Raw genomic sequence first — 25925 nt, forward strand, 5'->3', positions numbered from 1 at the left:
GGGGCGGCGTGAGGCAGTGTGAGCGTGCGTGAGCCGCCGGCACTGACTTGCCTTCACCCCAACATCACAATTCGCCCCGCCCGGCACCGCCGGGATTGCTCTGACAGGGAACGTCTGGACCGGTTGCGTCGGAAAGTACGCATCGTTTGACGTTCCCTGCGAACGCTGCAACGACCGGAACAGGGGAAAACACATGTCCAGCCATAGCGATCGCGCAGCTCTCTGCGCGGCGGTGTCGTCGTTCGAGCGCGCGGCAGCGCCCTCATGGCGCGTGCGTTGCCTGCACGTCCTGGCCATCCTGCTGCTGGCCTCGCCGTTGACCGCTCTGGCGATCGACCTGCAGATCACCGACTTCTCCGATACCGGTTATGACCCGGTGCCTGCTGGCACCACGGTGATCTACAACGTCAAGGTCGAAAACGGCGCCAACGATACCGCCAGCGGCACCGTGACCCTGTTTGACCTGCCCGCCGGCACTGCGCTGGGCAACACCGCACCGGCAGGCTGCAGCAGCTCGGCCGGCGCCGCCGGAACCACCCGCGTGGTGTGCACCAACCCCGCATTGAATGCCACCACGGCGCCGTATGAGTTCAAGCTGCCGGTCACCACCCTTGCCTCGCAGCCGGCCACGATCACCGTGCGCGCCGCGATCGGCTTCGCCAGCGCACTGCCGCCGGCGACCACACCGATCAGCACGCTGCAGAACACCGACCCGTTCTTCGGCAGCGATACCAACGTTGCCAACAACCGCACCAGCCAGAACACCACCATCCAGGCCGCAGCCGACCTGGAACTGAGCAAGAGCGCTACGTCGGACCCGGTGATCGGCGGCGGCGAGATCGTCTACACCCTGACTGTGCGCAACAACGGCCCCAGCGTGACTACCGGCTTCCGCGTGGCCGACACGCTGCCGCCCAACGTCACCCTGGTCGGCACGCCGGCCGGCGCCGACTGGGCGTTCACCCAGCAGAACGGAACTTACAACGGCACGCTCGCGGTGGGCGGCACCACCAGCTATTCGTTCCGTGGCAAGGTCAATGTAGGCACCGGCAACATCGTCAATTCGGCGGTGGTCAACGCCGGCAATGTGCCCGACCCGGTGCCGGACAACAATGCCGCGCAGGTCACCACCGCAGTGACAGCCGGCGCGGACCTGCTGCTGTCCAAGTCGGTATCCCCGGCGCCGGCGGCTGCCGGTTCGGTGGTCACCTACACGCTCACCGTACGCAACGATGGCCCCAGCCCGGCCACCGGCGTCGTCGTGCGCGATCCGTTGCCGACCGGCTTTGTCATCACCGGCGGCACCGCGCCCGCCGGTTGGACCTGCAGCAGCGATACCGACAACAGCGTACGCACCTGCAGCCTGGCCGGAAACTTTGCGCCGGGCGCGCAGGCCAGCATCACCATCACCGCGCAGGTGCCGACCACCGGCACCAACAGCAGCGGCACGGTCAGCAACACCGCGCAGGTTACTGCCACCACGCCCGATCCGGTGCCGGCCAACAATGCCGGCAGCGTCGGCCTGACCGTCATCCCCGACGGCGCCGATCTGCGCATGACCAAGACCAAGGCGCCAGCGCTGGTGCCGGTCTGGAACAACACCGGCCTGCGCACGGACAGCGTGATGACCTCCGCGCTGCGCGCGCAGAACCTGGGTCCGCGCACGGTGACCGGCAACCTGCAGCTGGTCGATGCGCTGGCCGTGGGCGAAGAGTGGGTGGACGCCAACGGCCAACCGTATGCGCCGGGCACGCCGGTCACCGTGGGCGGTTTCAGCTGCATCGCCGACCGTGCATGGAACGGCACCACTGGCCAGCTGGTGACCTGTACCCAGAGCGGCGGCTACCCGGTCGCGGTCAACGGCAATTCCGCCGCGCTGACCTTGTACACGCTGGCGCGCCTGCAGGGCACGCTCAACAACACCGCCTGTACCGGCGGCAGCGGCGGGTCTGCCGAGCCGACCACTGCGGGTGGCATCGACCTGGATCCCAACACGACCAACGACTGCACCGGCGCAGGCAGCCGTGCCACGGACGCGCGTTCCGACCTGTCGATCACCAAGCGCACCAACAACGTCGGCGATGCCGACAACGTGATCCGCGAAACCGATGCCGGGGTGACTTACACGCTGCAGGTCAGCAACGGCGGCGCGACCACCACCGGGGTGGTGGTCAACGACCCGATTCCGGGCTTCGTCACCGGCGTCACCACGGTCACCAAAGACGCCGTGCCCGCTGGCTGGACCTGCGACGTGGTCGGCAGCGGCTACATCTGCCGCTCCGGCACCACCGCGCTGGCCGCCGGCGCCACTGCGACCATCGCATTCACCGTCAACCGCGGCCTGTTCGACAGCCAGAGCCAGGCCGCAGGCAGCTGCGGCGGCGTGGCACTGCAGGCCGGCCGCTTCTGCAACACCGCGGGCGTGAGCATCGACCCGACCGTAAGCGGCTCGATCGGCGAAGCCAACGCCAGCAACAACTCGGCCTCGGACTGGGTGCAGATCGATCCGGTGGCCAACATGGCCACCACCGCCAAGGACATCACCTCGGGCAGCCCCGGGCGCGCCGGCGTCAACACCACCTACCGCATCACCTACCAGAACCGTGGCCCCTCCACGGCCCGGGGCGTGGTGTACAGCGACACCTTCACCCTGCCGGCCAACGACGCCGGCTTCGTGCTGGTCTCGGCGGTGCGCACCGGCGGCGGCAACACCGCGTGCAGCGTGACCGCCAACGACGCAGCGATCAACTCGGCGCCCGCGCCGGGTGGTACCTCGTGGTTCAACACCGGCGGCACGCCGGCCACGTTGCGGCTGACCTGCGCGCCGCTGGACATGGCCAACAATTCCACGCAGACGATGACGGTGGTGATCCGCCCGAACGTCAACAGCGGCAACACCGGCCGCCGCTTCACCAACGACGGCTCCTTCTACTTCGACCCGGCCAATACCGGTACCGCCGTCCCCGCCAGCGGCGTGGATGGCAACGGGCGCAGCTACAACTACAACAGCCGCACCGACGATGACGTGCGCGCGGCCGCGCTGGACTTCACCGCCGGTGAAGTGGACCTGATCGTCAACAAGATCGACCAGAACTTTGCAGGCGCGGTGGATCCGCTGGGCTTCGATTCGCGCGCGGGCCAGGAAGCCAACAACTACATCCTGTACCAGGTGAGCGTGCGCAACGATGGCCCGTCGCTGGCCACCCGCACCGTGATCGAGGACACCATCACCCCGGCCAGCGGTGCCAACGTTGCCTTCGTCGGCAGCCGCATCGGCACCAACACCACGCCGCAGGGCGCAATCGAAGCACCGGGTACGCGCTGCACCGTGGCGCCGGGCAGCAGCAACCCGACCACTGCGGCGCAGACGCTGTCGTGCAGCATGCCCAGCGTCGGCGTAGCCACCACCGAACAGGGTGCGATCGCTGCCAACCAGACCAGTTACCTGTACCTGGTGTACCAGTACCTGAGCGCGCCGCCGGCGACCGGCGCGACCCTGCTCAACGAGGTGACCGCACGTTCGGCTGAAACCGAGCGCGACACCAGCAACAACAGCGCCGTGCAGGAAACCAGCATCCGCACCCGCTCGGACCTGGCGACGACCAAGACCAGCGTGGTGCTGGCGCCCAATGCCAACCCGGCGCAGCCGCTGCCGGCCGCCGCCACGACGATCAGCCTGCGCCAGCCGTTCTGGTACGTGCTGGACGTGGTCAACAACGGCCCCGGCCACAGCCTGTCGCGCGACCGCAGTGGCGACAACCCGCTGCGCGGCGATGGCGTGGTGGTCACCGATACGCTTCCGGTGGGGCTGGAAGTGATCGGCGGCGGTGAGGGCACCAGTTGGCAGAAGGCCGGCACCACCGCCGATCCCGGTGTGGTCACCAACGGCACCGGCACCTGCGCGGTGAATGGCCGCAACCTCATCTGCCGGATGGGCGACCTGGCGCTGGATGGCCGCACCCGCGTGCTGGTGCCCGCGCGCTGGACCACGCTGCCGGCCAATGGCGCCGGCATCAACACCGCGCGTGCCACCAGCGACCAGCTCGACCCGACCCCGGGCAATGACGAAGGCACCAGCACCCACACCGTGGTGCGCTCGTCGCTGGCCGGCGTTGTGTTCCAGGACCGTGACCGCACCGGTGCCGACGGCGGCACGCCGCAGCCCGGCGAGCCGGCCATCTCCGGTATCGAGATCCGCCTCACCGGCACCGATGCCTACGGCAACGCGGTGGCACTGACCACCACCACCGACAGTAACGGCGCCTACCGTTTCGACAACCTCGCGCCCGCCGGCACGGACGGCTACAGCGTGACCCAGGTCCAGCCGGCCGCCTACGTCAACGGCCCGGTGGCCCCTCCCGGCACGGGCGGCCTGGCGCCCTCGGCCGGCGGCACCTTCGCCGTGGTGGATCCTGCGCCCAGCGCCAACTCGGTCTACACCACCATCGCACTCGGCGCAGGCGTGGATGCAGTGCGCTACAACTTCCCGGAAGTTCGCCGCCCGGCGCTGTCCGGCTTCGTCTACGTCGACAGCAACTACAGCAACACCCGCAACGCCGGTGATGCGCCGATCGCCAATGCCACCGTGGAGCTGCTCGATGCGGCCGGCACGGTGGTGGCCAGCACCACCACCGCCGCCGATGGCAGTTACAGTTTCAATGCGCTGGATCCGTTGCTGGTCTACACGCTGCGCGAAGTGCTGCCGACCGGCAGCTACCGCAACCGCGCCAGCGCGATCAACCCGGGCCTGGTCGGCACCGGCGCCTGTGTGGGCTGCACCGTGGCCACTGGCGCGGCCGGCGATGCGGCAACTACTGACCGGATCGGCAACATCGACCTGTCGCGCGGCGAAGACGCTACCGCGTTCAACTTCGGCGAGGATGCCATCACCGCCATCTCCGGGCATGTGTACCTGGACCGCAACGGCAACGGCGATTTCGACGCCGGTGATGCCGGCTCCCGCAACTCGCAGGCCAACGGCGGCCTGCAGGGCGTCACCGTCACCCTGACCGGTGCGGGTGCGGACGGCATCTTCGGCAACGCCGACGACCTGGCGCCGGTGGTAGTGCAGACCGATGCGCAGGGCCGCTACGACTTCGACAACCTGGTCGTCGGGCAGAACTACCGCATTACCGAAGCGCAGCCGCAGGGCTATGCGAACGCCGCAGAGAACGCGGCCAACGTCATCACGCTCACTGCGCTCGCGCTTACCGGCTCGAGCGGAAACGACTTCGGCGAGACGCTCGGTTCGCTCAGCGGCGCGGTCTATGAAGACTTCTCCAACGTAGCGGCCAACAACAACAACGGCAGCCGCGACCCCGGTGAGAATCCGATCGCCAACGTCACCGTGACGCTGACCGGTACCGACTTGCTCGGCAACCCGGTGGCCTTCACCGCCACCACCGATGGCACCGGCAATTATCGTTTCAGCGACCTGCTGCCGCCGCAGGCGGGCACCGGCTATACGCTCACCGAAACCCAGCCGGCCGGCTACCTGGACGGCAGGCACACCGCCGGCAACGCCACCACGCCGGGCAGCACCACCGTGGCCAACGTGATTTCCGCCATTGCCATCAGCGCCGGCCAGGATGCCAGCGGCTACCTGTTCGGCGAACTGGCCAATGCACCGATCAGTGGCACGGTATACCTGGACCGAAACGATGACGGCGACCACGACGTCGGCGACATCGGCATTCCGGGCGTGACCATCACCATCGTGGGTGCCGGGAATGACGGGCTCTTCGGCACGCCCGATGACACCACCGTGAGCCTGGTCACCAACGCCGATGGCCAGTACAGCTATCCCGGCGCGATCGCAGGCCAGGACTACCGCATCACCGAGACCCAGCCGACCGGGCTGGGCGAAGGCCGCGAGCAGCCGGGCAACCTCATCACCCTCGACAACCTGCCGGCGGCCGGCGCCAGTGGCAACGACTTCGGCGAACGCGCTGCGTCGCTGTCCGGGACGGTGTTCCTGGACCGCAATAACAACGGCGTGCAGGACGCCGGCGAACCCGGGCTGCCCGGCGTGCAGCTGCAGCTGCCGGCCGGCAGCGTGGATGCCCTGGGCAACCCGGTAGCCGCTGCGGGCACTGACGCCGATGGCCGCTACCGCTTCGAGCATCTGCTGGCGGGGACCTACACGGTGGCCGAGCAGGCGGCGCAGCCGACCTTCAACGGCGGCCCGACCCTCAACGGCATCACCCGTGCCGGCACGGTGGATGGCGCCGCTGCGGGCGTGGCCACCCCGGTCGCCACCGTGCCCAGCGCGATCAGCGCGATCGTGCTGCCGGCCGGCAAGGCATCGATCGAACAGAACTTCGCCGAACTGCTGCCGGTGGCGATTTCCGGCGCGGTGTTCTTCGACGTCGACAACGACGGCCTGCGCAATGGTGCGGCGGAAACCGGCATCGAGGCGGTGACCGTGCTGGTCAGCGGCACCGACGATACCGGCGCCAGTGTCAGCCTCAGCGTGCAGACCGATGCCGATGGCCGCTTCACGTTCGAAAACCTGCGCCCGGGCACCTACACCCTGACCGAGCCGCAGCAGCCGGCCGGTACCAGCAACGGCATCACCACTGCCGGCACCGTAGGTGGCACGCCCCGTGGCACTGCCACACCGATCACCACCGTGCCCAGCCGGATCAGCACCATCGACCTGACTGCGCCGGGCAGCGCCTCGGTGGACAACCTGTTCGGCGAGATTCCGCTCAACAGCGGGATCAGCGGCAAGGTCTGGACCGACCGCAACAATGACGGCGTGGTGGATCCGGGCGAAACCGGCCTGGCCAACGTACGCATCACGCTGACCGGCACCGACCTGGCCGGCAACCCGATCAGCCGCGACACCGTGACCGATGCCGACGGCAGCTACAGCTTCGCTGAGCTGCCGCCGGGCACCTATGCGCTGACCGAACCGGAGCAGCCGACCGGCACCCGCGATGGCCGCACCGTGGCCGGCAGCACCGGCGGCAGCGTGGCTGCGCCGGGTACCGCGCCCTCGCAGATCAACGCGGTGGTGCTGGGCGTGAATCAGCAGTCGGTGAACAACAACTTCGGCGAGATTCCGACCGCCAGCATTGCTGGCCGCGTCTACAACGACAGCAACGACAACGGCAGCGTCGACAGCGGCGAAGGCGGCATTGCCGGGGTCAGCGTGGTGCTGACCGGCACCGATGATCTCGGCCAGCCGGTGTCGCTCACGTCGAACACCGACGCCGAAGGCCGCTACCGCTTCGAAGGCCTGCGCCCGGGCACCTACACCGTCACCGAGCCGACCCAGCCGCCGCAGACGCTCAACGGCATCACCAGCGCCGGCACCGTCAACGCCGCCGTCGTCGGCGTGGCCAGCGACCGCGCCAGCGTGCCGTCGGCGATCAGCCAGATCGTGCTGCCGCTGGGCGTGGATGCGCTGGACTACAACTTCGGTGAGATCGGCGATTCGCCCGACCTGATGGTCACCAAGGCGTCCACCAGCACCCGCTTCACGGTCAACAACCTGGCCGGTTACACGATCCAGGTACGCAACGCCGGCCAGCAGCCGAGCCGAGGCGAGTACACCGTGCACGACCGCCTGCCGGCGGGCCTGAGCCTGGACAGCCTGCCGGTGGGGACCGGCTGGAGCTGTTCCGGCGAACCTGGCGCGGTGCGTTTCAGCTGCACCAGCCAGCGGGTGCTGGCCGCCGGCGCGGTATCGCCGGACAGCATCGCCGTGGCGGTGCGCGTGGCCGCAGCAGCAGCCGAGGCCGGCACGGTCAACAATGCCGTGCTGGTGGAGGGCGGCGGCGAGAACCCGTTCCGCGCGCCGACCGCGACCGAACGTGCTGCGTTCGAGGGCGAGGTGGGCAACCTGCCGGCATGCGTGGACAGCATCATCCACAATGCCTGCCGCGTGCCCAACAGCGTGCAGCTGGCCGCATCGGTCGGCGGCACCGTCTGGTTCGACGTGGGCAGTGACGACCAGCTGCTGGATGGCGGCGACAGTCGCCTCCCGGCCTGGATCGTGGAGCTGGTGGACCCGGCCAACGGCCAGGTGGCGAAGACCACCGTGACCGCGGCCGATGGCAGCTACCGTTTTGCTGACGTGGTGCCGGGCGTGAAGTGGAACATCCGCTTCCGCGACCCGCGCTCGACCGTGCTGTGGCCGTTCCCGGTCACCCGCGAAAGCGCCGGCGGAGTGCAGGAAGCCTGCGACGCCGACGCAGCGATCGCGCGCGGTGGGGTCAGCGCCTGCCGCACCACCGACAACGGCACCAGCCAGCTGGAAGTGGTGCTGCGCGCCGGTGACCACCTGCCGCAGCAGAGCCTGCCGGTGGACCCGTCGGGCGTGGTGTATGACGCCACCACCCGCGACCCGGTACCGGGTTCGGTAGTGAGCCTGGCGCCGGTGGGCATGTGCAGCGGGTATGACCCGCGTACCGGCGTGCTCAACGCCGCCGGTGGCGGTTACCGCATCGAAGGCAACACCATTGCGATGACGGTGGGCAGCGAAGGTTTCTACCAGTTCGCCTTCGCCCCGGCCGCCCCGGCCCGCTGCGAATTCCAGCTGACCGTCACCCCGCCAGGCGGCTACACGTTCGTGTCGACGATGATCCCGCCGCAGGCCGGTGCGCTGTCGCCGGCCGGCAGCGCCGGTGCCAACCACGTGGTGCAGCCCAACACCCAGGCGCCGACCGGCGCGGTGGGCACGGCCACCCAGTACTACCTCACGCTGTTCGCCGGTTCGGCCACGGCGGCGATCGTGCACAACCACCTGCCGCTGGATACCGCGGTGGCCACGGGCCTGGCGATCACCAAGACCGGTGACCGCCAGACTGCCGAGATCGGCGACACCGTGCAGTACACCATCACCGTGCGCCAGACCGCCGGCAGTGCGCTGGCCGCGTTGAACGTGATCGACCGCCTGCCGCGCGGCTTCACCTACATCGACGGCACCGCGCGTGCCGACGGCCGCGCAGTGGCCGACCCGGCCGGCAAACCTGGCCCGCAACTGGGCTTCGCACTGGGGCCGATCAACGTCGGCGGCCAGATCGTGCTGACCTACCGGGTCCGCGTGGGCGTGGGCGCGCAGCAGGGCGATGGCATCAACCGTGCACAGGCCCATGGCTGCTCCATCACCGGCGGCTGCATCGATCCGGTGGCGATCACACCGCTGCCCGGTTCGCTGGCCTCCAACCGTGCCGAGTACCGCGTGCGCGTCACCGGTGGCGTGTTCACCGAACAGGCCTGCGTGCTTGGCAAGGTGTTCATGGACTGCAACAACAACCACCTGCAGGACCGCGAGGAGCTCGGCATCCCGGGCGTGCGCCTGTACTTCTCGGACGGCACCTGGGTGATCAGCGATTCGGAAGGCAAGTACAGCTTCTGCGGCCTGCCGCCGCAGAGCCATACGCTGAAGGTGGACGCAAGCACGCTGCCGGTCGGTGCGCGCCTGACCACCAGCAGCAACCGCAACCTTGGCGATGCCGACAGCCTGCTGCTGGATCTCAAGAACGGTGAGCTGCACCGCGCCGACTTCATCGAAGGCAGCTGTGCAAACCCGGTGCTGGAGCAGGTCAAGGCCCGCCGCACCCAGGGCGAGGTGCGGGCGCCGGAGACCGAACCCGGCCAGGCACCGCTGCGTTTTGAAAGCAAACCCGCACGGGCGCCGCAGCAGGCGACCGACACGGCCAACCAGAGACCGATCGTGCATCCCAGAGCCACACCGCCCGCTGCCGCAGTGACGGAGGGCCAGCCATGAGCCATGCCTCCGTAGTGCGCCAACTGCCGCGCCTGAGCCTGTTGGCCTGTGCGCTGGCGACCCTGCCGGCGATGGCCCAGAGCGTGGGCACGCCGGGCCGCTTCACTCCGGTGCTGGGGGATGCCAGCACGCTGTACCCGCGCAGCCCGGCCAGCGTGGACGCCACGCCGGTGGCGGTGCGTGCCGCCGCCGGCGCCCTGGACCGCATCGTGGTCGCACTGGACCGCGATGGCGTGCCGGCCGATGGCCAGAGCCCGGTGCATGTGCGCGTGCAGCTGCTCGACCCCAGCGGCCTTGCGGTGGCCGGTACCACCTACGCGACGATTGAAAACAGCGGCGGCCGGATCCGTCTGCCGGACTCGCGTACCGATGAGCTCGGTCCGGGTGCGCTGGACGCCGACAAGGTCACCCCCGGCGTGCAGCTGCAGGTGGTCGATGGCGTGGCCGAGTTCGACCTGATCGCCCCGCATGAGCCGCAGGATGTCCTGTTGCGCATCACCGCCGGCGCCGAAACCGCGCAGGGCAGCATCGGCTTCGTGCCGGAGATGCGCGAGATGATCGCCACCGGCCTGATCGAAGGCGTGGTCAACTTCCGTCGTAATGGCAATGGCGGGCTGGTCTCGCCGGTGGAGCACAACGACGCGTTCGACCGCGACATCCGCCGTTGGGAACGCCAGTTCAACAACGGCAAGGCCAACGTTGCCGCGCGCACCGCGTTTTTTGTAAAGGGCCGGATCAAGGGCGATGCCCTGCTGACCGCCGCCTACGATTCGGACAAGGACACCCGTGGCCGCCTGCTGCGCGACATCCAGCCCGAAGAGTTCTACCCGGTCTACGGCGACTCGTCGCTGCGCGGTTTCGACGCGCGCTCGGCCGAACGCCTGTACGTGCGAATCGACAACCAGCGCAGCTACCTGCTGTACGGCGATTTCCAGACCGGTGACGGCCTGGCCACGGCCACCGGCCTCGGCGGCAGCGGTCCCATCCCGCAGCGCAGCCTGGGTACCTACAACCGCACCGCCACCGGGTTGGGCTGGCATTTCGAAAGCGAACGCGTGCGCAGCAATGTGTTTGCCATCGAAGACTCCCTGCGCCAGGTGATCGAAGAGTTCCGCAGCCAGGGCAGTGGCCCGTATGCGCTGCGCAACAATGCGGTGCTGGAAGGCAGCGAGCGCGTGGAAGTCATCTCACGTGACCGCAACCAGCCCACCCGCATCGTCTCGGTGCGGCCGCTGGCGCGGCTGGTGGACTACAGCTTCGAGCCCTTCTCCGGGCGCATCCTGCTCAACCAGTTCCTGCCAGCGTTCGACAGCGACCTCAACCCGGTCTCGCTGCGCATCACCTATGAGCTGGACCAGGACACGGAAAAGTTCTGGGTGGTGGGCGCCGATGCGCAGGTCAAGCTGACCGACCGGCTGGAAGTCGGCGCGGCGGCAGTAGATGACCGCAACCCGTATGCGCAGTTCCGCATGGGCAGCGCCAACGCCAGCTACCGCTTCGGCGAGAATACCCTGCTGGTGGCCGAGTTCGCACGCACCCAGAGCGAGGTCAACACCAACAGCATCAACCAGATCACCTCGCAGGGACTGAAGGACGTCACCGGCGAGGTGGAAGGCGATGCCTGGCGCGTGGAGTTCGCGCACCAGGCCGGAAACCTGGAAGCGCGCCTGTTCGCCGCCCGCACCGATCCTGCCTTCAACAACCCGGCCGCGCCTCTGTACGGTGGCCGCGGTGAATACAACGCCCGCGTCGCCTACCAGCTTGGGCCGCGCCTGGAGCTTTACGTGGAAGGGCTGCGCAGCGAAGACCGCAACCCCGACGGTGGCGAGCGCGATGCCGGCGGCGCCGGGGTGCGCATTGGCGCCACGGAGCGTCTGACCGTGGACCTGGGCGTGCGCAGCATCCGCGAGACCATCGGCGTGACCTCGCCGTGGTCGTCGGGGGTGCCGTTCGGCAACGCCGGCGGGCTGACCGGCGGCTTCGCCACCGGTGCCGGTGGCGGCGCACTCGGCTATGGCCAGCAGGCGCTGGATCCGGCGACCGGGTTGATGGTGATCAACGGCAACAGCACCGGCAGCCCGATCACCAGCGACCTGCCGGTGGGCACCGAGCTGGAGTCGGACAGCGCCCGCTTCGGCATGGGCTACCGGCTGAGCGACACGCTCAGCAGTGGTGTCGAAATCGAGCACAGCGTGAGCGGCGAAGACCGCCGCCGCCTGGCCGCCGGCCTGGATTACCAGGTGTTTGAACGCAGCCGCCTGTATGGCCGCTACGAAAAGCAGACCGGCCTGACCAGCGCCTACGGCATCACCACTACCGACCGCGAGGCCGATGCGCTGGTGTTCGGTATCGACAGCAGCTACCTGCGCGATACCCAGACCTTCAGCGAGTACCGCCTGCGCGATGCGATCAGTGGCCGCGATGTGCAGGCTGCCTCGGGCATCCGCAACAACTGGGACATCGCCGAGGGCCTGCGTCTGTCCAGCTCGGCCGAGCACGTGAAGGTGATCGACGGCAGCACCGGTGACAGTACCGGCCTGGCGCTGGCGCTGGACTACGGCGCCAACCCGCTGTGGCGCGGTGCGATCCGGGCCGAACACCGCATCTCCGACGACGTGCCGGACACCGACACCAACGAGGCGTTCAACACCACGCTGCTGCAGTTCATGCTGGCCCGCAAGCTCAGCCGCGACTGGACGTTGCTGGCCCGCAACTATCTGCTGAGCACCCGCTACGACGCGCGCGGCGACGTGCTGCAGGATCGCTTCCAGCTGGGCGTGGCCTACCGCGATACCGACCGCAACCGGATCAACGCGCTGGCTCGTTATGAGTACAAGCTCGAGCGCGACGAAAGCGGGCTGACCCTGGTCGATGGCAGCACGGTGGATGGCAGCAGCCAGGATGTACGCACCCGCGCGCACATTGTCTCTGCCCATGCCGATTGGCATCCGTCGCGGCCGTGGTGGTTCACCGGCCGCGTGGCCGGCAAGTGGCAGCAGGACCAGTTCGCTTACGCCGATGGTGGCCGGGTCAACAGCGACTTCCGTGCCACGCTGCTGTCGGCGCGCGTGGTCTACGACATCACCGAAAACTGGGACATCGGCGTGCTCGGCTCAACGTTCCGCGGCCAGAGCGGCGCCAACCAGTACGCCTACGGCATGGAGGTCGGCCGCCTGCTGCGGCAGAACCTGTGGCTGTCGGCCGGCTACAACTGGACCGGCTTTGCCGGCGACCGCGACCTGAACGGCTATGAGTACACCCAGCAGGGCGTGTTCGTGCGCCTGCGCTTCAAGTTCGACGAAGACCTTTTCCGGCCGGACCCCGTCCGCTACCGCGACCCGGCACGCTGAGGATGCCCTGATGAACAACGCCAACCCGACCTTCCGTTTCGCGCGCCCGCTGCTGGGCGCGGCCATCCTCGCCGCCCTTGCCGGTCCCGCACATGCGCAGACGGCACAGCTGCTGCCGCAGCAGCAGCGCATCACCGACGAGGCGATTCACGCCGACCATTCGACCTATGAGGCAACCCAGGGTCGCATCCAGGCGCTCAATGACGGTGGCCGGCCGATCCGGGACTACCACCTGTCCAAGGCGCAGTGCTGGCTGGACGTGTCGTTCCACGAATACAGCCGCAACGACCGCAGTGATTTCCCACAGGCCGCACTGGCTGAATCCGAGCGGTTGATCATCGGCATGGAGCAGGGCGCCCGCCCGCTGCCGACCGATACGCCGCTGGTCAACAATGCGAAGTACCTGCGCGATGACCTGTGGCAGCGCCTGCGCGTGCTGCATGCCGCGCCGGGTTTTGCCTGCGCCGCGCAGCAGGTGGCCTGCGGCGAGGTCGAGCTGGTGCACGCCGGCAACGAATTCAACCAGCAGCAGTGGCGGCATTCCAAGCCGTACATCCAGATCGCCGAGGAGCTGGTCAACGACGCCGAGGCACTGGCCCGCCAGTGCGACGTGGCACCGGCGGTGGTGGCGGCACCGGCCCCGCTGGTGGCAAACGTGCTGTTCGAGTTCGACCGGGACGGATACCGCGACATCCGCACCTACTCGCTGGAGAGCATCGACCGCGCGCTGGGCAGCATTGCCAGCGAGAAACTGCGGCTGATGGACGTGGTGCTGGTCGGCCATGCCGACCGCCTGCAGGGGCGCGGCTTCGATGCCAACCAGGCGCTGTCCGAGCGGCGTGCGCGTACCGTGCGCGAGCTGTTGATCGGACGCGGGCTGGACCCGGCGACGATCCGCTACGAGTACCGGGGCGACACCCAGCAGGTTCAGCAGTGCGACGGCGTGCGCCCGCGCGCGGCGCTGCTGGAATGCCTGCTGCCAAACCGCCGGGTCGAAGTGCGGTTCGAGGTTACGCGTCCCAACGAATAGGCCGGCTGCTACTGAGGCGTATCCACCCCTTCGACATTGCGTCCTCCGGATTCCCCAGCACCGCATACAGATGCGGTGCCTGGCTTCCGTCTTCGCCCCACACCCCCGCCCATGCGTTGCGCCCGCTCTGCCGTGCGCCCTGCAGTGCGCGATCGGCGGCGCGCAGGCTGTCATCCAGCACCGCCGGTGCATCGGCGAACAGCGGCAACGGCGCCACGCCCACGCTGGCGGTCAGGGTCAGGTGCTGGCCGGGTTCGATATCCACCACCAGCCGTTCGATCGCCAGCCGCAGGTGCCCGGCCAGTGCCTGCGCCGCTTCCGCGCGGGTGTCATGGCGGGCCACCAGGAACGCCGCGCCGCCCCAGCGCGCCAGCAGGTCGTGGCGGTCGCAGGCCGTGCGCAGGCAGTCGGCCACGCTGCGCAGCACGCTGTCGCCGGCCGCCTGGCCGTGGCGGTCGTTCAACGCCTTGAAGTCATCCAGTTCCAGCAGCAGCAATGCGCTGCGCTCCGACGCAGCGCTGCGTGCGGCGCGTTCGTCCAGCCGCCGCTCGGCCTCGCGCCGGTTGAGCAGCCCGGTCACGCTGTCGGTACGGCTGAGCAGGGTGAGCTGACGGCGCTGGTGGCGCAGCCGCAGCACCACCAGCGTGGCGATCACCCATACCGCCAGCAGGGCGATCACGGCAGTATTGCGCAGCACCCGTACGCGGCCCAGGTCCTGCTCCGCATTGACCTGCGCCGGGGCGATGCTGCGTTCGGCCGACGCCTGCAGCCGGGCCAGCTGGCCCAGCGTCTCGCCCTTGCTGCGGGCCTGGTCCAACGCGCGGCCCTGACGCATGTACTCCAAGGCCTGTTCGCGGTGGCCGAGCAGAATGTGGATGTCGCCGAGCAGGTCCAGCCCATTGCGGACTTCTTCAACGAAACGCCCGCGTTCGGCCAAGCCCTGCGCCTGCGTGGCGAGCGGCAGCGCTGCATCGGCCTGGCGACGGTCCAAGGCCACGCGTGCCAGCCGTTGCAGCGTCACGACCTGGCCTTGCGGGTCCTGCTGGGCCTGCCAAGCCAGCCCGGCGCGCAAGCCGGCCTCGGCCGCATCAAGCAGGCCGCCCCTGCGCTGGATCTCCGCACGATGGCTGGCGATGCGGTGCAGGAACACGTCCTGCCCGCTCAGACGCGTGCCAATGGCCTCGGCACGTTTGAAGGCGGCAGCCGCCTCGCCATTGCGCTGCAGCATCAACAGTGCATAGCCGTAGTTGTAATACAGGATCAGGTCACCTGGATTGGGGGGCCGGTGCAGGTGATCGCTGAGCTGGGTCGCCTTGTGCAGGTAGGTGAGCGCGCCTTCAGCGTCGCCCATCGCATCGCCGCGGATCATCGCGATCTGCATCAGCGCGCCGATCTGGCCGTGTACATCGCGCTGGCGGACGGCCTCGTCGAGCAGGCTGCCGGTCAATGCCAGGGCACGGCTGTGGTCACCGCGCCACAGCAGCAGGTGAGCGGCCATGGTCTGCGCACGCAGCCGGTCGTCCGTGCTGGCGTCGGTGCGGGCGGCCGCCGTGAGCAGGCGGTCGGGCAGCTCGGTGGTCTGGTCGAGCCGGCCCAGGGCCCGCAGGGCGACGCCGAGGCAGCCCACTGCCCCGATTTCCATGGAGGTGGATAGCGACGGCCGGGACAGCAGCGATTGGGCGATCTGCAGCGATGCCTGCGGCTCGCTGGTCAGCAGCGCGTGGCACTGTTCGACCTGCGCCATCTGCGGCGCCCCATCTACCGGGCGCTGGGCCGCTGCGGGCAACGCGGCCAGCACCAGCAGGACGGCAAGCGCAGTGTGTCCGCGCCGGACTAGCGACAACTTAGGCATGACGACAGCGACTTCCCCGGTCGAGTGCAGACAGACAACCGCATGCCGGCCCCTGCGGCACGCGCTGCTAATATAGCGCCGTTGCCGCCGCGTGCCGGCGCCGCCCGCCGATCCCGCTTCCCGCATGCCCGAGACGCCGACTTCCGCCCGCGCCGCCGCCCTTGATCGCCCGCCGGGGCTGGGCCGGCGTACCGACGCCATGCTGCGTGGCCTGCTGGTCATGGTGGGGCTGTACCACCCGGTGCTGGCGGCCTGGATGGCCGTACGCCTGGGCGCGGGCCTGGACATGATGGTGCCGGCCATGGCCGCTTCCCACGTGCTGCTGTGCCTGCTCTGCCTGATCGAACACCGCGCCGGCCGCAGCCTGCATGCGGCCGCGACTTTCCTGATCGGCGAACTGCTGCTGCTGGTGCTGGCCTATGGCTACTGGGGGCTGGCTGCGCAGCTGCGGGTGCAGCTGGTACAGCTGGTGCCGGCGTTGCTGGTGGCCGCAGTGCTGGGGAGCCGTCCGCTGGCCTGGACCACGGCCTGGCTGTGCGGGCTGATGGCGCTGGGTGCGTGGGTCGACGCGGCCGGGGCGCTGTTCCGGCCGGACCGGGTAGTGCACGCCGCCACCGATCTGGCGGTGTCCGCTTGTGGCGCGCTGATGAGCGCCTGGCTGCTGCACCACAGTGTCACCGGGCTGCGTGAAAGCCTGCAGGAGGCCCGCCAGCGCAGCAAGGAACTGGCGCGCAAGCGCGACGAACTGCAGGTGCAGATGCAGGAGCGCGAACGCTCGCGCGACCAGCTGGTGCACGCCATGAAGATGGACAACGTGGGCCGCCTGGCCAGCGGCATCGCGCATGACTTCAACCATCTGCTGGCGCTCATCCAGGGCTACGTGGCCAAGGCGCGGCGCAGCGAGGGCGAGGCGCTGCAGGGGGCGCTGCAGGGCGCCGATTCGGCAACCCGCCGGGCCAGCGCGGTCAGCCGCCGTCTGCTCGACTTCAGCCGGCTGGAGCCCGGCCGGCCGCAGTTGCTGGACGCGGCCGCCACCCTGGTTGCGTTGGCGCCCACGCTGGAGCAGGTGTTCGATGCGGGAGTGCGCTGTGAGGTGGATACCGGCGGCGTGCAGCGGCTGATCCATTTCGACCCGGCCCAGCTCGAATCGATCCTGCTCAGCCTGGCAGTCAATGCCAACCAGGCCATGCCTGGCGGCGGCGCGTTCACCCTGCGCCTGCAGCCCCCCACCGCCGACGGCGAGCTGGTGCTGCAGCTGCAGGACACCGGCCAGGGCATGAGTGAAGCGGTGCGCCAGCGCTGCCTGGAGCCGTTCTTCACCACCAAGCCCGTGGGCCAGGGCACCGGGCTGGGGCTGTCGGTGACGGCCAGCCTGATGGCCGCCGCCGGCGGCTCGGTGCGGGTGCACAGCCAGCCGGGTCAAGGCACGCGGATCGACCTGCACCTGCCCTCCCGGCCACTGGCCGCGTGAGGATGGGGCCGGCGACGCCGATCCAGCGGCTACACTGCCGGTTACGCTCGCGGAAACATGCCCGTGGTTTCTAGCTGGATCCTGCTGCTGGTGTCGGTGGCCTATGCCGCCCTGTTGTTCGGCGTAGCCTGGTGGGGCGACCGCCGGCCGATGTACCCCGACCGCCCGTGGCTGCGCCCGGTGGTCTACAGCCTGGCGCTGGCGGTGTACTGCTCGTCGTGGACCTTCTACGGCGCGGTCGGCACGGCGGTGCGCAACGGTATCGGCTACCTTCCGATCTACCTGGGCCCGCTGCTGCTGCTGCTGTTTGGCTGGCGCATCATCGAGCGGCTGGCGCTGATCGCACGCAGCCAGAACGTGGTGTCCATCGCCGATTTCATCTCGTCGCGGTTTGGCCGCTCGCGACGGCTGGCGGCGCTGGTGGCGGTGATCGCGCTGATCGGCATCGTTCCCTACCTGGCGCTGCAGTACAAAGCTGTGGCGATGAGCCTGCAGGTGCTGACCGGCAGCTCCGGTCCCACCGGCTACTTCAGTGATCCGGCGTTGTACGTGGCGCTGCTGATGGCGCTGTTCGCCACGCTGTTCGGCACGCGTCAGGTGGATGCCACCGAACACCACCACGGCATGATGCTGGCCATCGCGCTGGAATCGATGATCAAGCTGATCGCGATGGTGGCGCTGGGCCTGTTCGCCTACCTGTGGCTGGCCGACCGTGGCGAAACCGTGGTGCGCAGCGCGCGCACGCTGTTCACCGGGCTGCCGCCGGTGGGCTTCATTTCGCAGACCCTGCTCAGTTTCCTGGCCATCGTATGCCTGCCGCGCCAGTTCCACGTGGCCGTGGTCGAATGTGGTGACGTGCGCGATGTGCGGCGCGCGCGCTGGATGTTCGGCGGCTACCTGATCGTCATTTCGGCAATGGTGATACCGATCGCCACCGCCGGCGTGACCCTGTTCGGCACTGGCGGCAGCATCGCCGACGACAGCATGGTGCTGGCGCTGCCGTTGGCCGAAGGGCGCAAGTTCCTGGCGCTGGTGGCCTACGTAGGCGGCTTCTCGGCCGCCACCGGCATGGTCATCGTGTCATCCATCGCGCTGGCCACCATGGTCAGCAACGATCTGGTGATGCCGGTGCTGCTGCGCCGCAGTGGCGACCACCAGGAAGCCGCCGACGTGGCATCGCGGGTCCTGTGGATCCGCCGCATGGCCATCCTGTTGCTGGCGCTGGCCGCCTACAGCTACTACCGCGGGAGCAGCAACGACAGCACGCTTGCCTCGTATGGCCTGATGGCGTTCGCCGCGGTGGCGCAGTTCGCGCCGGGCCTGATCGGTGGCCTGTACTGGCGTGGTGCCAGCCGCAAGGGCGTGGAGGCCGGCATCCTGCTGGGCTTCGGCACCTGGATCTACACCCTGCTGTTGCCGGCATTGACCCACGCGGGCTGGATGGACGCCAGCTGGCTGAGCGAAGGCCCGTTCGGCATTTCCTGGCTGCAGCCGCAGCGCCTGTTCGGCATGACCGGCTGGGATCCACTCACCCACGGCACGTTCTGGTCGCTGCTGGTCAATGCGGCGGCGATGCTGCTGGTGTCGGTGCGTTGGCGGCCCGGCGTGGACGAACGCCTGCGCGCCGCCCCGTTCCTGGACCCGTACGCCGAGCGCCCCTCCGTGGCCGGTGCGTGGCCGGGCCACGTGCATGTGGGCGACCTGCTGGCGCTGGCCTCGCGCGTGGTCGGCGATCGCCACGCGCGCCGTTCGTTCTTCGAACAGGCGCAGTCGCTGGGTCGCGAACTGCAGGCTTCGGCGCCGGCTGACCGGGCCTGGGTACAGTTCACCGAACGCCTGCTGGCCGCCTCCATCGGCGCTGCGTCCGCGCGCCTGCTGCTGACCAGCCTCCTGCGCGGCTCGGGTATGGACCTGGGCGAAGTGGTGGCCGTGCTCGACGAGGCCGGCCAGGAACTGCGCTTCAATCGCGAGATCCTGTCCACCACCCTGGAAAACATCAGCGCCGGGGTCAGCGTGGTCGATCCGGACATGCGCCTGACCGCCTGGAACCGCCGGTACCAGCAGATGTTCGGCTACCCCGACGGGATGCTGTACGTGGGCCGCCCGGTGGCCGATCTGATCCGCTACAACGCCGAGCGCGGCGAACTGGGCGAGGGCGACATCGACGTCCAGATCAACCGCCGCATCGGCTACATGCGCGCCGGTTCGCCGCACATCTTCGAACGTACCCGCAGCGATGGCCGCGTGATCGAGATGCGCGGGCAGGCACTGCCCGGCGGCGGCTATGTCACCAGCTACAACGACATCACCGATTACAAGCACGCGGAAACCGCACTGCTGGAAGCCAATGAAACGCTGGAACAGCGCGTGGCGGAGCGGTCGCACGAAGCCGAAGTGGCGCAGCAGTCCAAGACCCGGTTCCTGGCGGCGATCAGCCATGACGTGCTGCAGCCACTGAACGCGGCGCGCCTGTTCGCCTCCGCATTGCGCGACAGCCACCACAACAATGACGAACAGCGTCACCTGGCCGAGCGCGTGGACGCTTCACTGCGCGCTGCCGAAGAGCTGCTCGACGGACTGCTGGACGTGTCGCGGCTGGATGCCGGCGGCCTGCACCCGGTGATCGGCGATTTCGACGTGAGCCTGCTGATGCGCGAACTGGCCGCGCAGTATTCGCCGGTCGCGGCCGGTCGAGGCCTGCGCCTGGACCTGTTCGCACGCCCTGCCTGGGTGCGCAGCGACCGCCGCCTGCTGCGCCGGGTGCTGCAGAATTTCCTGGCCAACGCGCTGCGTTACACCCGCCAGGGCCGCATCGTGCTGGCCGTGCGACATAGGCGCGACGAGATCGAACTGCAGGTGTGGGATACCGGGCCGGGTATTCCCGAGCACCACATGCAGCAGATCTTCAACGAATTCCATCGCTACCAGCAGCCGTTCGACTGGGGCGAGCAGGGGCTGGGCCTGGGCCTGTCGATCTGCCAGCGCATCTCGCGCCTGCTCAACCACCGCCTCAATGCACGCAGCCAGGTCGGCAGCGGCAGCATGTTCTCGATCCTGCTGCCGCGCGCACCGGTGCCCGACCTGCCCGCAAGCGACGTTGCGCCTGCGCCGCCCGAACGCAGCACGCGTACCGATTCGCTGGCCGGCATGCGCGTGCTGTGCGTCGATAACGACCAGGAGATCCTCGATGGCATGCGCGCGCTGCTGGGGCGCTGGCAGGTCCAGGTGATCACCGCCAGCACCGTGGACCAGGCGCTGGAGGCCGTGCAGGCGCAGCCGGACGTGATGTTGGTGGACTACCACCTGCATGATCGCCTGGATGGGCTGGATACGCTGGTGGCGCTGCGCGGGCGCGCCGGGCGCGACATCCCCGGTGCACTGCTCACCGCCGATGGCCGCGACGAGCTCAAGCGCATGGCGCGCGAGCGGGGGTACCGTCTGCTGACCAAGCCGATCAAGCCGGCCTCGCTGCGCGCCTACCTGGCGGCGCACTCGACCTTGAGCAGTTGAACCCGACACGCGGGCTACAGCCACGCCATCGTGTTGTCTATGCTGCGCAGCCCACTACCCGGCTGCGGAGGTCCCGTGCTTCCTTCCCCGTTGCAATCCATCCTGGGCACCCCGCTGCATTCGCCGTGGGCGGTTCCGCTGGGTTGCGTTGTGGGCGCCGCGGTGGGCGGCGCAGTCTCGGTGGCCTTCCGCGGTTGCAGCAACCTTGTGACAGACGTGCTGCTCGGCGGCTGGCTCGGAATCGGCGGGACCAACGTGCAGCGCTACCTGGACACGGTCAGGACCACCGCGCGGCTGCAGCCGCATGAGCGTGCGCTGGTCGACTACCCGGCCGTGCAGAAACGTCTGGCCGAGGTGGGCACCACGGTGGATGACGTGGATGCGCTGAAATCGCTGTCCGACCAGCTTGAAATCCAGTTCGGCCGGATGGTCACCCAGTTCAACGACTACTGCCGCAGCCGTGCGGTGCCGCCGAATCCGCTCATGGCCGGTGTCATCCGCCACTTCTACCTCACCCACTGTGGCGAGCGCGGCATCATGCTGCTGAGCAGGCGCAACCAGACCGCCTGCTACCTGGTGGCGGCGCGCGCAGCGCAGAGCAGCAGGATTGCCGACGCCCTCAACCAGGAGGGCGTACTGGCCGGCACCGTGCTGCGGCGACTGCGCTGCCCGTACCTGCGCGTGGACCTGGCCAATGAACACCTGCGCGGTGCGCGGGCGTTCATCACCCGGGAACTCGATGGCGAAATGCAGGTGCATCCGAAGGAGACGCCCTTCGAGATTGGACCGCTGGTAGAGATAACCCACCGCAGGTCAACCGGCTCGTCCGGCCCGTCGCGAGCGTCGGCTTCCCCACCGCTGGTGGAAGAAGCCGCCATCCGATGTCGCCATCGGGTTTCGGTGATCCGGGGTCCGCGCCTGCGCAAACGACTTGCCGAACTCGCGCTGCCGGCCGACAGCCGCACCTGGCGGGAGCTCAACAAGATCGAAGCAGATCTTGCCGCGCAACGACCGTGTGGACACCCCGTCTCCCACAAGGGCAAGGACTACATGTCCTGCGACATCCATCTGGGCGGCTGGGCAGCAGGCCGGAACAGGTGGCGCCTGCTCTATCGCCGCATCCCGGACGGATTCCTGCTGGAAGACATTGACGACACGCACGGGCCGCGTCCCTAGTGCGGGTGCTGGCCCCTGGCCGGCAACCCATCAGCCGGCCGCGCCGCTCAGGTGCTCGTACAGGATCGCGCTGCCCACCAGGATCAGAATGACGCCGCCGGCGATCTCCGCACGCTTGCCGATCATGTCGCCCAGCACCCGCCCGAGCATGATGCCGGTGGTGACCATTACCAGCGTGCACAGCCCGATCACCGCGGCCATCACGCCGATGTGCACGTCCAGGAACGCCAGGCCCACGCCCACCGCCATCGCATCGATGCTGGTGGCGAATCCGGTCACCGCCAGATGCCAGAAACCGTGGTGCTTGTCCGGGTCTTCGTGCGCGTCGTCGGTGTCGGGCCTCACTCCGTTGATGATCATGTGCACGCCCAGCGCGCCAAGCAGCACGAAAGCGATCCAGTGGTCGAACGCCTCCACGTAGGACGAGGCGGCCCGGCCGAGCAGCCAACCGATTACGGGAGTGATGCCTTCGATCACGCCAAAAATCAGGCCGGCACGCAGCGCATCTGGAAAGCGGGGCCTGCGCATGGCAGCGCCCTTGCCGATCGCCGCAGCGAAGGCATCGGTGGACATGGCAAAGCCGATCAACAGAATGGAGATGGGAGACATCAGGCGACAGTGCAGGTTGGGCGATGACGGACAACGGTCCACGTTCGCGCCCAACCTGTCGTTGCGCACGCGGACCGCTGGTCTCGCCAACCATCACTGGCTGCCCGCACCACGGCGCACTGGCCGAGCATGTTGATACGGGCGTTTCCTTTCAGCAGGAAACAGGCTACTCCCCAAGGGGACGCGAAGCTTAGCACCGCGCACGCGGTTTACCGCCCGAATCCGTGAATTGCGCAGGGGATGCTGGAATGTATAGCTGCGGCTATAACGCCGCAGGCGTGATGGCCGCAGCGGGTAGCGCCGGCCGTTGGCCGGCATCCAGGCGATGCCGGATCAATCTTCTTCCGGCGGCAGCACCAACGGCTCGTCATCCAGCGTCAGCTTACCGGCCATCAACACCGCCTGCGTCCGGTTGGTCACCCCCAGCTTGCGCAGGATCGCGGTCACATGCGCCTTGATGGTCGCCTCGGACACATTGAGGTCATATGCGATCTGCTTGTTGAGCCGACCGGCGCCCAGCATCTGCAGCACCCGGAACTGCTGCGGCGTGAGTTCGCGCAGGCGCTGGCCCACCTCACGCTCCTCACGCCCGGTCGGTGGCAGGTTGTGCGCCTCTGGCGGCGCCCAGGTTTCGCCATCCAGGATCGTGCCGAGCGCATGGCCGATGGTGTCCGAGTCGGCCGACTTGGGAATGAAGCCGAAGGCGCCGTGGTCCAGCGCCCGGCGCATCACCGTGGGTTCTTCGCGCGCCGACACCACCACCACCGGCAACTGCGGGTGCAGTGCCCGCATGTGCACCAGCGCATTGAAGCCTTGTGCGCCGGGCATGTTGAGGTCCATCAGGACCAGGTCGGCGTCGGGATGCTGGTCAGCGAGCTGGTACAGCGCTTCGACGCTGTCGGCCTCGTACAGCAGCACCCCCGGCATCACCCGCTGCACCGCGCCGCGCAGGGCTTCACGGAACAGCGGGTGGTCATCGGCAATCAGCAGGGTAGGCATGGGGGACGTGGGGACCAATTACTTGACCTTGCGCTCTTCCACCAGCGACGCCACCACCGACGGGTCGGCCAGGGTGGAGGTATCGCCAAGCTGGTCGGGGGCGTTCTCGGCGATCTTGCGCAGGATGCGGCGCATGATCTTGCCCGAGCGCGTCTTCGGCAGCCCTGGAGCCCACTGCAGATGGTCGGGCGAGGCGATCGGCCCGATCTCCTTGCGTACCCACGCCACCAGCTCCTTGTGCAGTTCCTCGGTCGGGGCTTCGTCGGCCACCAGGGTCACGTAGGCGTAGATGCCCTGGCCCTTGATGTCGTGCGGGAAACCAACCACGGCCGCCTCGGCGACCTTCGGGTGGGAGACCAGCGCGCTTTCCACCTCGGCGGTACCGATGCGGTGGCCGGAGACGTTGATCACATCGTCGACGCGCCCGGTGATCCAGTAGTAGCCATCTTCATCGCGACGGCAGCCGTCGCCGGTGAAGTAGCTGCCCGGGTAAGTACGGAAGTAGGTATCGATGAAGCGCTGGTGGTCGCCGTAGACGGTCCGCATCTGGCCCGGCCAGGAATCGCGGATGATCAGGTTGCCTTCGGTGGCGCCGTCCTTGATCTCGCCATCAGCATTGACCAGCGCCGGCTGCACGCCGAAGAAGGGCAGGGTGGCCGACCCTGGCTTGAGGTCGATCGCGCCGGGCAGCGGCGAAATCAGGATGCCGCCGGTTTCGGTCTGCCACCAGGTATCCACGATGGGGCAGCGGCCATCGCCGACCACGTCGTAGTACCAGCGCCAGGCTTCCGGGTTGATCGGCTCGCCGACGCTGCCGAGCAGGCGCAGCGAGGCGCGCGAGGTGCGCTTGACCGGCGCTTCGCCTTCGCGCATCAACGCGCGGATGGCGGTGGGCGCGGTGTAGAAGATGCTGACCTGGTGTTTGTCGATCACCTGCCAGAATCGCGAGGTGTCGGGGTAGTTCGGCACGCCTTCGAACATCAGCGAGGTGGCGCCGTTGGCCAGCGGCCCGTACACGATGTAGCTGTGCCCGGTAACCCAGCCCACATCTGCGGTGCACCAGTAGATGTCCTCTTCGCGCAGGTCGAACACCGCCTCATGGGTGTAGGCCGCGTACAGCAGGTACCCACCGGTGGTATGCAGCACGCCCTTGGGCTTGCCGGTGGAACCGGACGTGTAGAGGATGAACAGCGGATCTTCGGCGTTCATCCGTTCCGGTTCGCACTGCGCCGGCTGCGGGTCCACCACATCGTGGAACCAGCGGTCGCGCGGGGCCTGCATGTCCACCGCACCGCCGGTATGGCGTACCACCAGCACGGTTTCCACCGTGGTGGTGCCGGGCAGCTTCAATGCGGCATCGACGTTGGCCTTCAGCGGAATCTTCCGGCCGCCGCGCAGGCCTTCGTCGGCGGTGATGATCAGCTTGCTGCCGCAGTCGATCACGCGGTCGGCAATGGAGTTCGGGGCAAAGCCACCGAACACCACCGAATGGATCGCACCGATGCGCGCGCAGGCCAGCATGGCCACGGCGGCGTCAACGATCATCGGCAGGTAGATGGTGACCCGGTCGCCCTTCTTGACGCCCAGGTTGCGCAGTGCATTGCCGAGGCGGCAGGTGCGCTCGTACAGCTCGCGGTAGGTCACGCCCTGCGACGGCGCATCCGGGCTGTCCGGTTCGAACAGCAGGGCGACCTTGTCGCCGCGCTTGTCCAGCTGGCGGTCCAGGCAGTTGACGCTGGCGTTGAGTTCGCCATCCTCGAACCAGCGGATGCGGAAGTCGTCGAGCTGGTAGCTGACGTTGCGGATCGTGGATGGCTTCCTGTACCAGTCAAGCCGCTCGGCGGCCTTGCCCCAGAACGCGTCGGGGTTGTCCACCGACTCGCGGTAGAGCTGCTGGTAAGTGTTCTTGTCAATGCGCGCCTTGGCGGCAACGTCCGCCTTGACGGGGTAAATATCGGCCATGGCACCCTCACTTGCACTAGGACTGGGTTGTGCGATCGCAGCATAACCCGCGATTCATCCCGCTCAGTTTGCCGCATCCACCGCGCCGCGAGGTAGGGGAAGGGTTAGACCATGGTCGTACCAATCCAAGGGCGGTAGGTCACGACCGTTGGTCGTGACGACGGGGTTCGACCAATTGCCAATAGCCGGGGTGCGTCAACCGGCCGCACGCTCGGCTCGACCGTGAC

10 protein-coding genes are annotated in these 25925 nt (G+C 68.4%); 6 read left to right on the forward strand and 4 right to left on the reverse strand.

Annotated elements, in window-relative coordinates; all coding sequences use genetic code 11:
* Window positions 1–193: 193 nt before the first annotated feature.
* Genes ACTJI4_RS00100 through ACTJI4_RS00110 form a run of 3 tightly spaced genes read left to right on the forward strand, consistent with a single transcriptional unit; the run spans window position 194 to window position 14119 of the window.
* Window positions 194–9739 (forward strand): SdrD B-like domain-containing protein, encoded by a 9546-nt coding sequence (locus tag ACTJI4_RS00100; protein WP_440868172.1) that lies wholly within the window; start codon window positions 194–196, stop codon window positions 9737–9739.
* Complete coding sequence (locus tag ACTJI4_RS00105) at window positions 9736–13089, forward strand: hypothetical protein (RefSeq protein ID WP_440868173.1); 3354 nt, start codon at window positions 9736–9738, stop codon at window positions 13087–13089. The genes ACTJI4_RS00100 and ACTJI4_RS00105 overlap by 4 nt, the downstream gene beginning before the upstream one ends.
* 10 nt (window positions 13090–13099) lie before the next feature.
* Window positions 13100–14119 (forward strand): OmpA family protein, encoded by a 1020-nt coding sequence (locus ACTJI4_RS00110; protein WP_440868174.1) that lies wholly within the window; start codon window positions 13100–13102, stop codon window positions 14117–14119.
* Here the strand turns inward: ACTJI4_RS00110 and ACTJI4_RS00115 are convergent.
* Window positions 14100–15971, reverse strand: a complete 1872-nt coding sequence (locus ACTJI4_RS00115) for a tetratricopeptide repeat-containing diguanylate cyclase (RefSeq protein WP_440868175.1) — start codon at window positions 15969–15971, stop codon at window positions 14100–14102. The genes ACTJI4_RS00110 and ACTJI4_RS00115 overlap by 20 nt on opposite strands.
* A gap of 124 nt (window positions 15972–16095) precedes the next feature.
* On the opposite strand from ACTJI4_RS00115, the gene ACTJI4_RS00120 reads away from it, so the two are divergent.
* From ACTJI4_RS00120 to ACTJI4_RS00130, 3 genes are all read left to right on the forward strand, one after another.
* Window positions 16096–17442, forward strand: a complete 1347-nt coding sequence (locus tag ACTJI4_RS00120) for a sensor histidine kinase (RefSeq protein ID WP_392922122.1) — start codon at window positions 16096–16098, stop codon at window positions 17440–17442.
* Between the two features lie 63 nt (window positions 17443–17505).
* On the forward strand, window positions 17506–20952 hold the full coding sequence (locus ACTJI4_RS00125; RefSeq protein WP_440868615.1) for a hybrid sensor histidine kinase/response regulator: 3447 nt from the start codon (window positions 17506–17508) through the stop codon (window positions 20950–20952).
* A 39-nt stretch (window positions 20953–20991) separates the two neighbouring features.
* Window positions 20992–22128 (forward strand): hypothetical protein, encoded by a 1137-nt coding sequence (locus tag ACTJI4_RS00130; RefSeq protein WP_440868176.1) that lies wholly within the window; start codon window positions 20992–20994, stop codon window positions 22126–22128.
* Window positions 22129–22158: 30 nt separating this feature from the next.
* On the opposite strand, the gene mntP is transcribed toward ACTJI4_RS00130, so the two are convergent.
* From mntP to acs, 3 genes are all read right to left on the reverse strand, one after another.
* Complete coding sequence (mntP, locus tag ACTJI4_RS00135) at window positions 22159–22737, reverse strand: manganese efflux pump MntP (protein WP_392922128.1); 579 nt, start codon at window positions 22735–22737, stop codon at window positions 22159–22161.
* 333 nt (window positions 22738–23070) lie between these two features.
* Window positions 23071–23736 carry a response regulator transcription factor gene (locus ACTJI4_RS00140; protein WP_392922131.1) on the reverse strand — a complete coding sequence of 222 codons (666 nt, stop codon included), beginning with the start codon at window positions 23734–23736 and terminating at the stop codon, window positions 23071–23073.
* Window positions 23737–23754: 18 nt separating this feature from the next.
* A complete protein-coding gene (gene acs, locus ACTJI4_RS00145) occupies window positions 23755–25698 on the reverse strand; it encodes an acetate--CoA ligase (protein WP_440868177.1) in 1944 nt (647 codons plus the stop codon).
* Window positions 25699–25925: the final 227 nt, after the last annotated feature.

Source organism: Stenotrophomonas sp. 22385, from assembly GCF_052045085.1.
GTDB lineage: Bacteria > Pseudomonadota > Gammaproteobacteria > Xanthomonadales > Xanthomonadaceae > Stenotrophomonas.

Bases quoted from the DNA above. Each gene is read 5' to 3' on its own strand.
- ACTJI4_RS00100 (WP_440868172.1), top strand. From the start codon at position 194: ATGTCCAGCCATAGCGATCGCGCAGCTCTCTGCGCGGCGGTGTCGTCG.
- ACTJI4_RS00105 (WP_440868173.1), top strand. From the start codon at position 9,736: ATGAGCCATGCCTCCGTAGTGCGCCAACTGCCGCGCCTGAGCCTGTTG.
- ACTJI4_RS00110 (WP_440868174.1), top strand. From the start codon at position 13,100: ATGAACAACGCCAACCCGACCTTCCGTTTCGCGCGCCCGCTGCTGGGC.
- ACTJI4_RS00115 (WP_440868175.1), bottom strand. From the start codon at position 15,971: ATGCCTAAGTTGTCGCTAGTCCGGCGCGGACACACTGCGCTTGCCGTC.
- ACTJI4_RS00120 (WP_392922122.1), top strand. From the start codon at position 16,096: ATGCCCGAGACGCCGACTTCCGCCCGCGCCGCCGCCCTTGATCGCCCG.
- ACTJI4_RS00130 (WP_440868176.1), top strand. From the start codon at position 20,992: ATGCTGCGCAGCCCACTACCCGGCTGCGGAGGTCCCGTGCTTCCTTCC.
- mntP (WP_392922128.1), bottom strand. From the start codon at position 22,737: ATGTCTCCCATCTCCATTCTGTTGATCGGCTTTGCCATGTCCACCGAT.
- ACTJI4_RS00140 (WP_392922131.1), bottom strand. From the start codon at position 23,736: ATGCCTACCCTGCTGATTGCCGATGACCACCCGCTGTTCCGTGAAGCC.
- acs (WP_440868177.1), bottom strand. From the start codon at position 25,698: ATGGCCGATATTTACCCCGTCAAGGCGGACGTTGCCGCCAAGGCGCGC.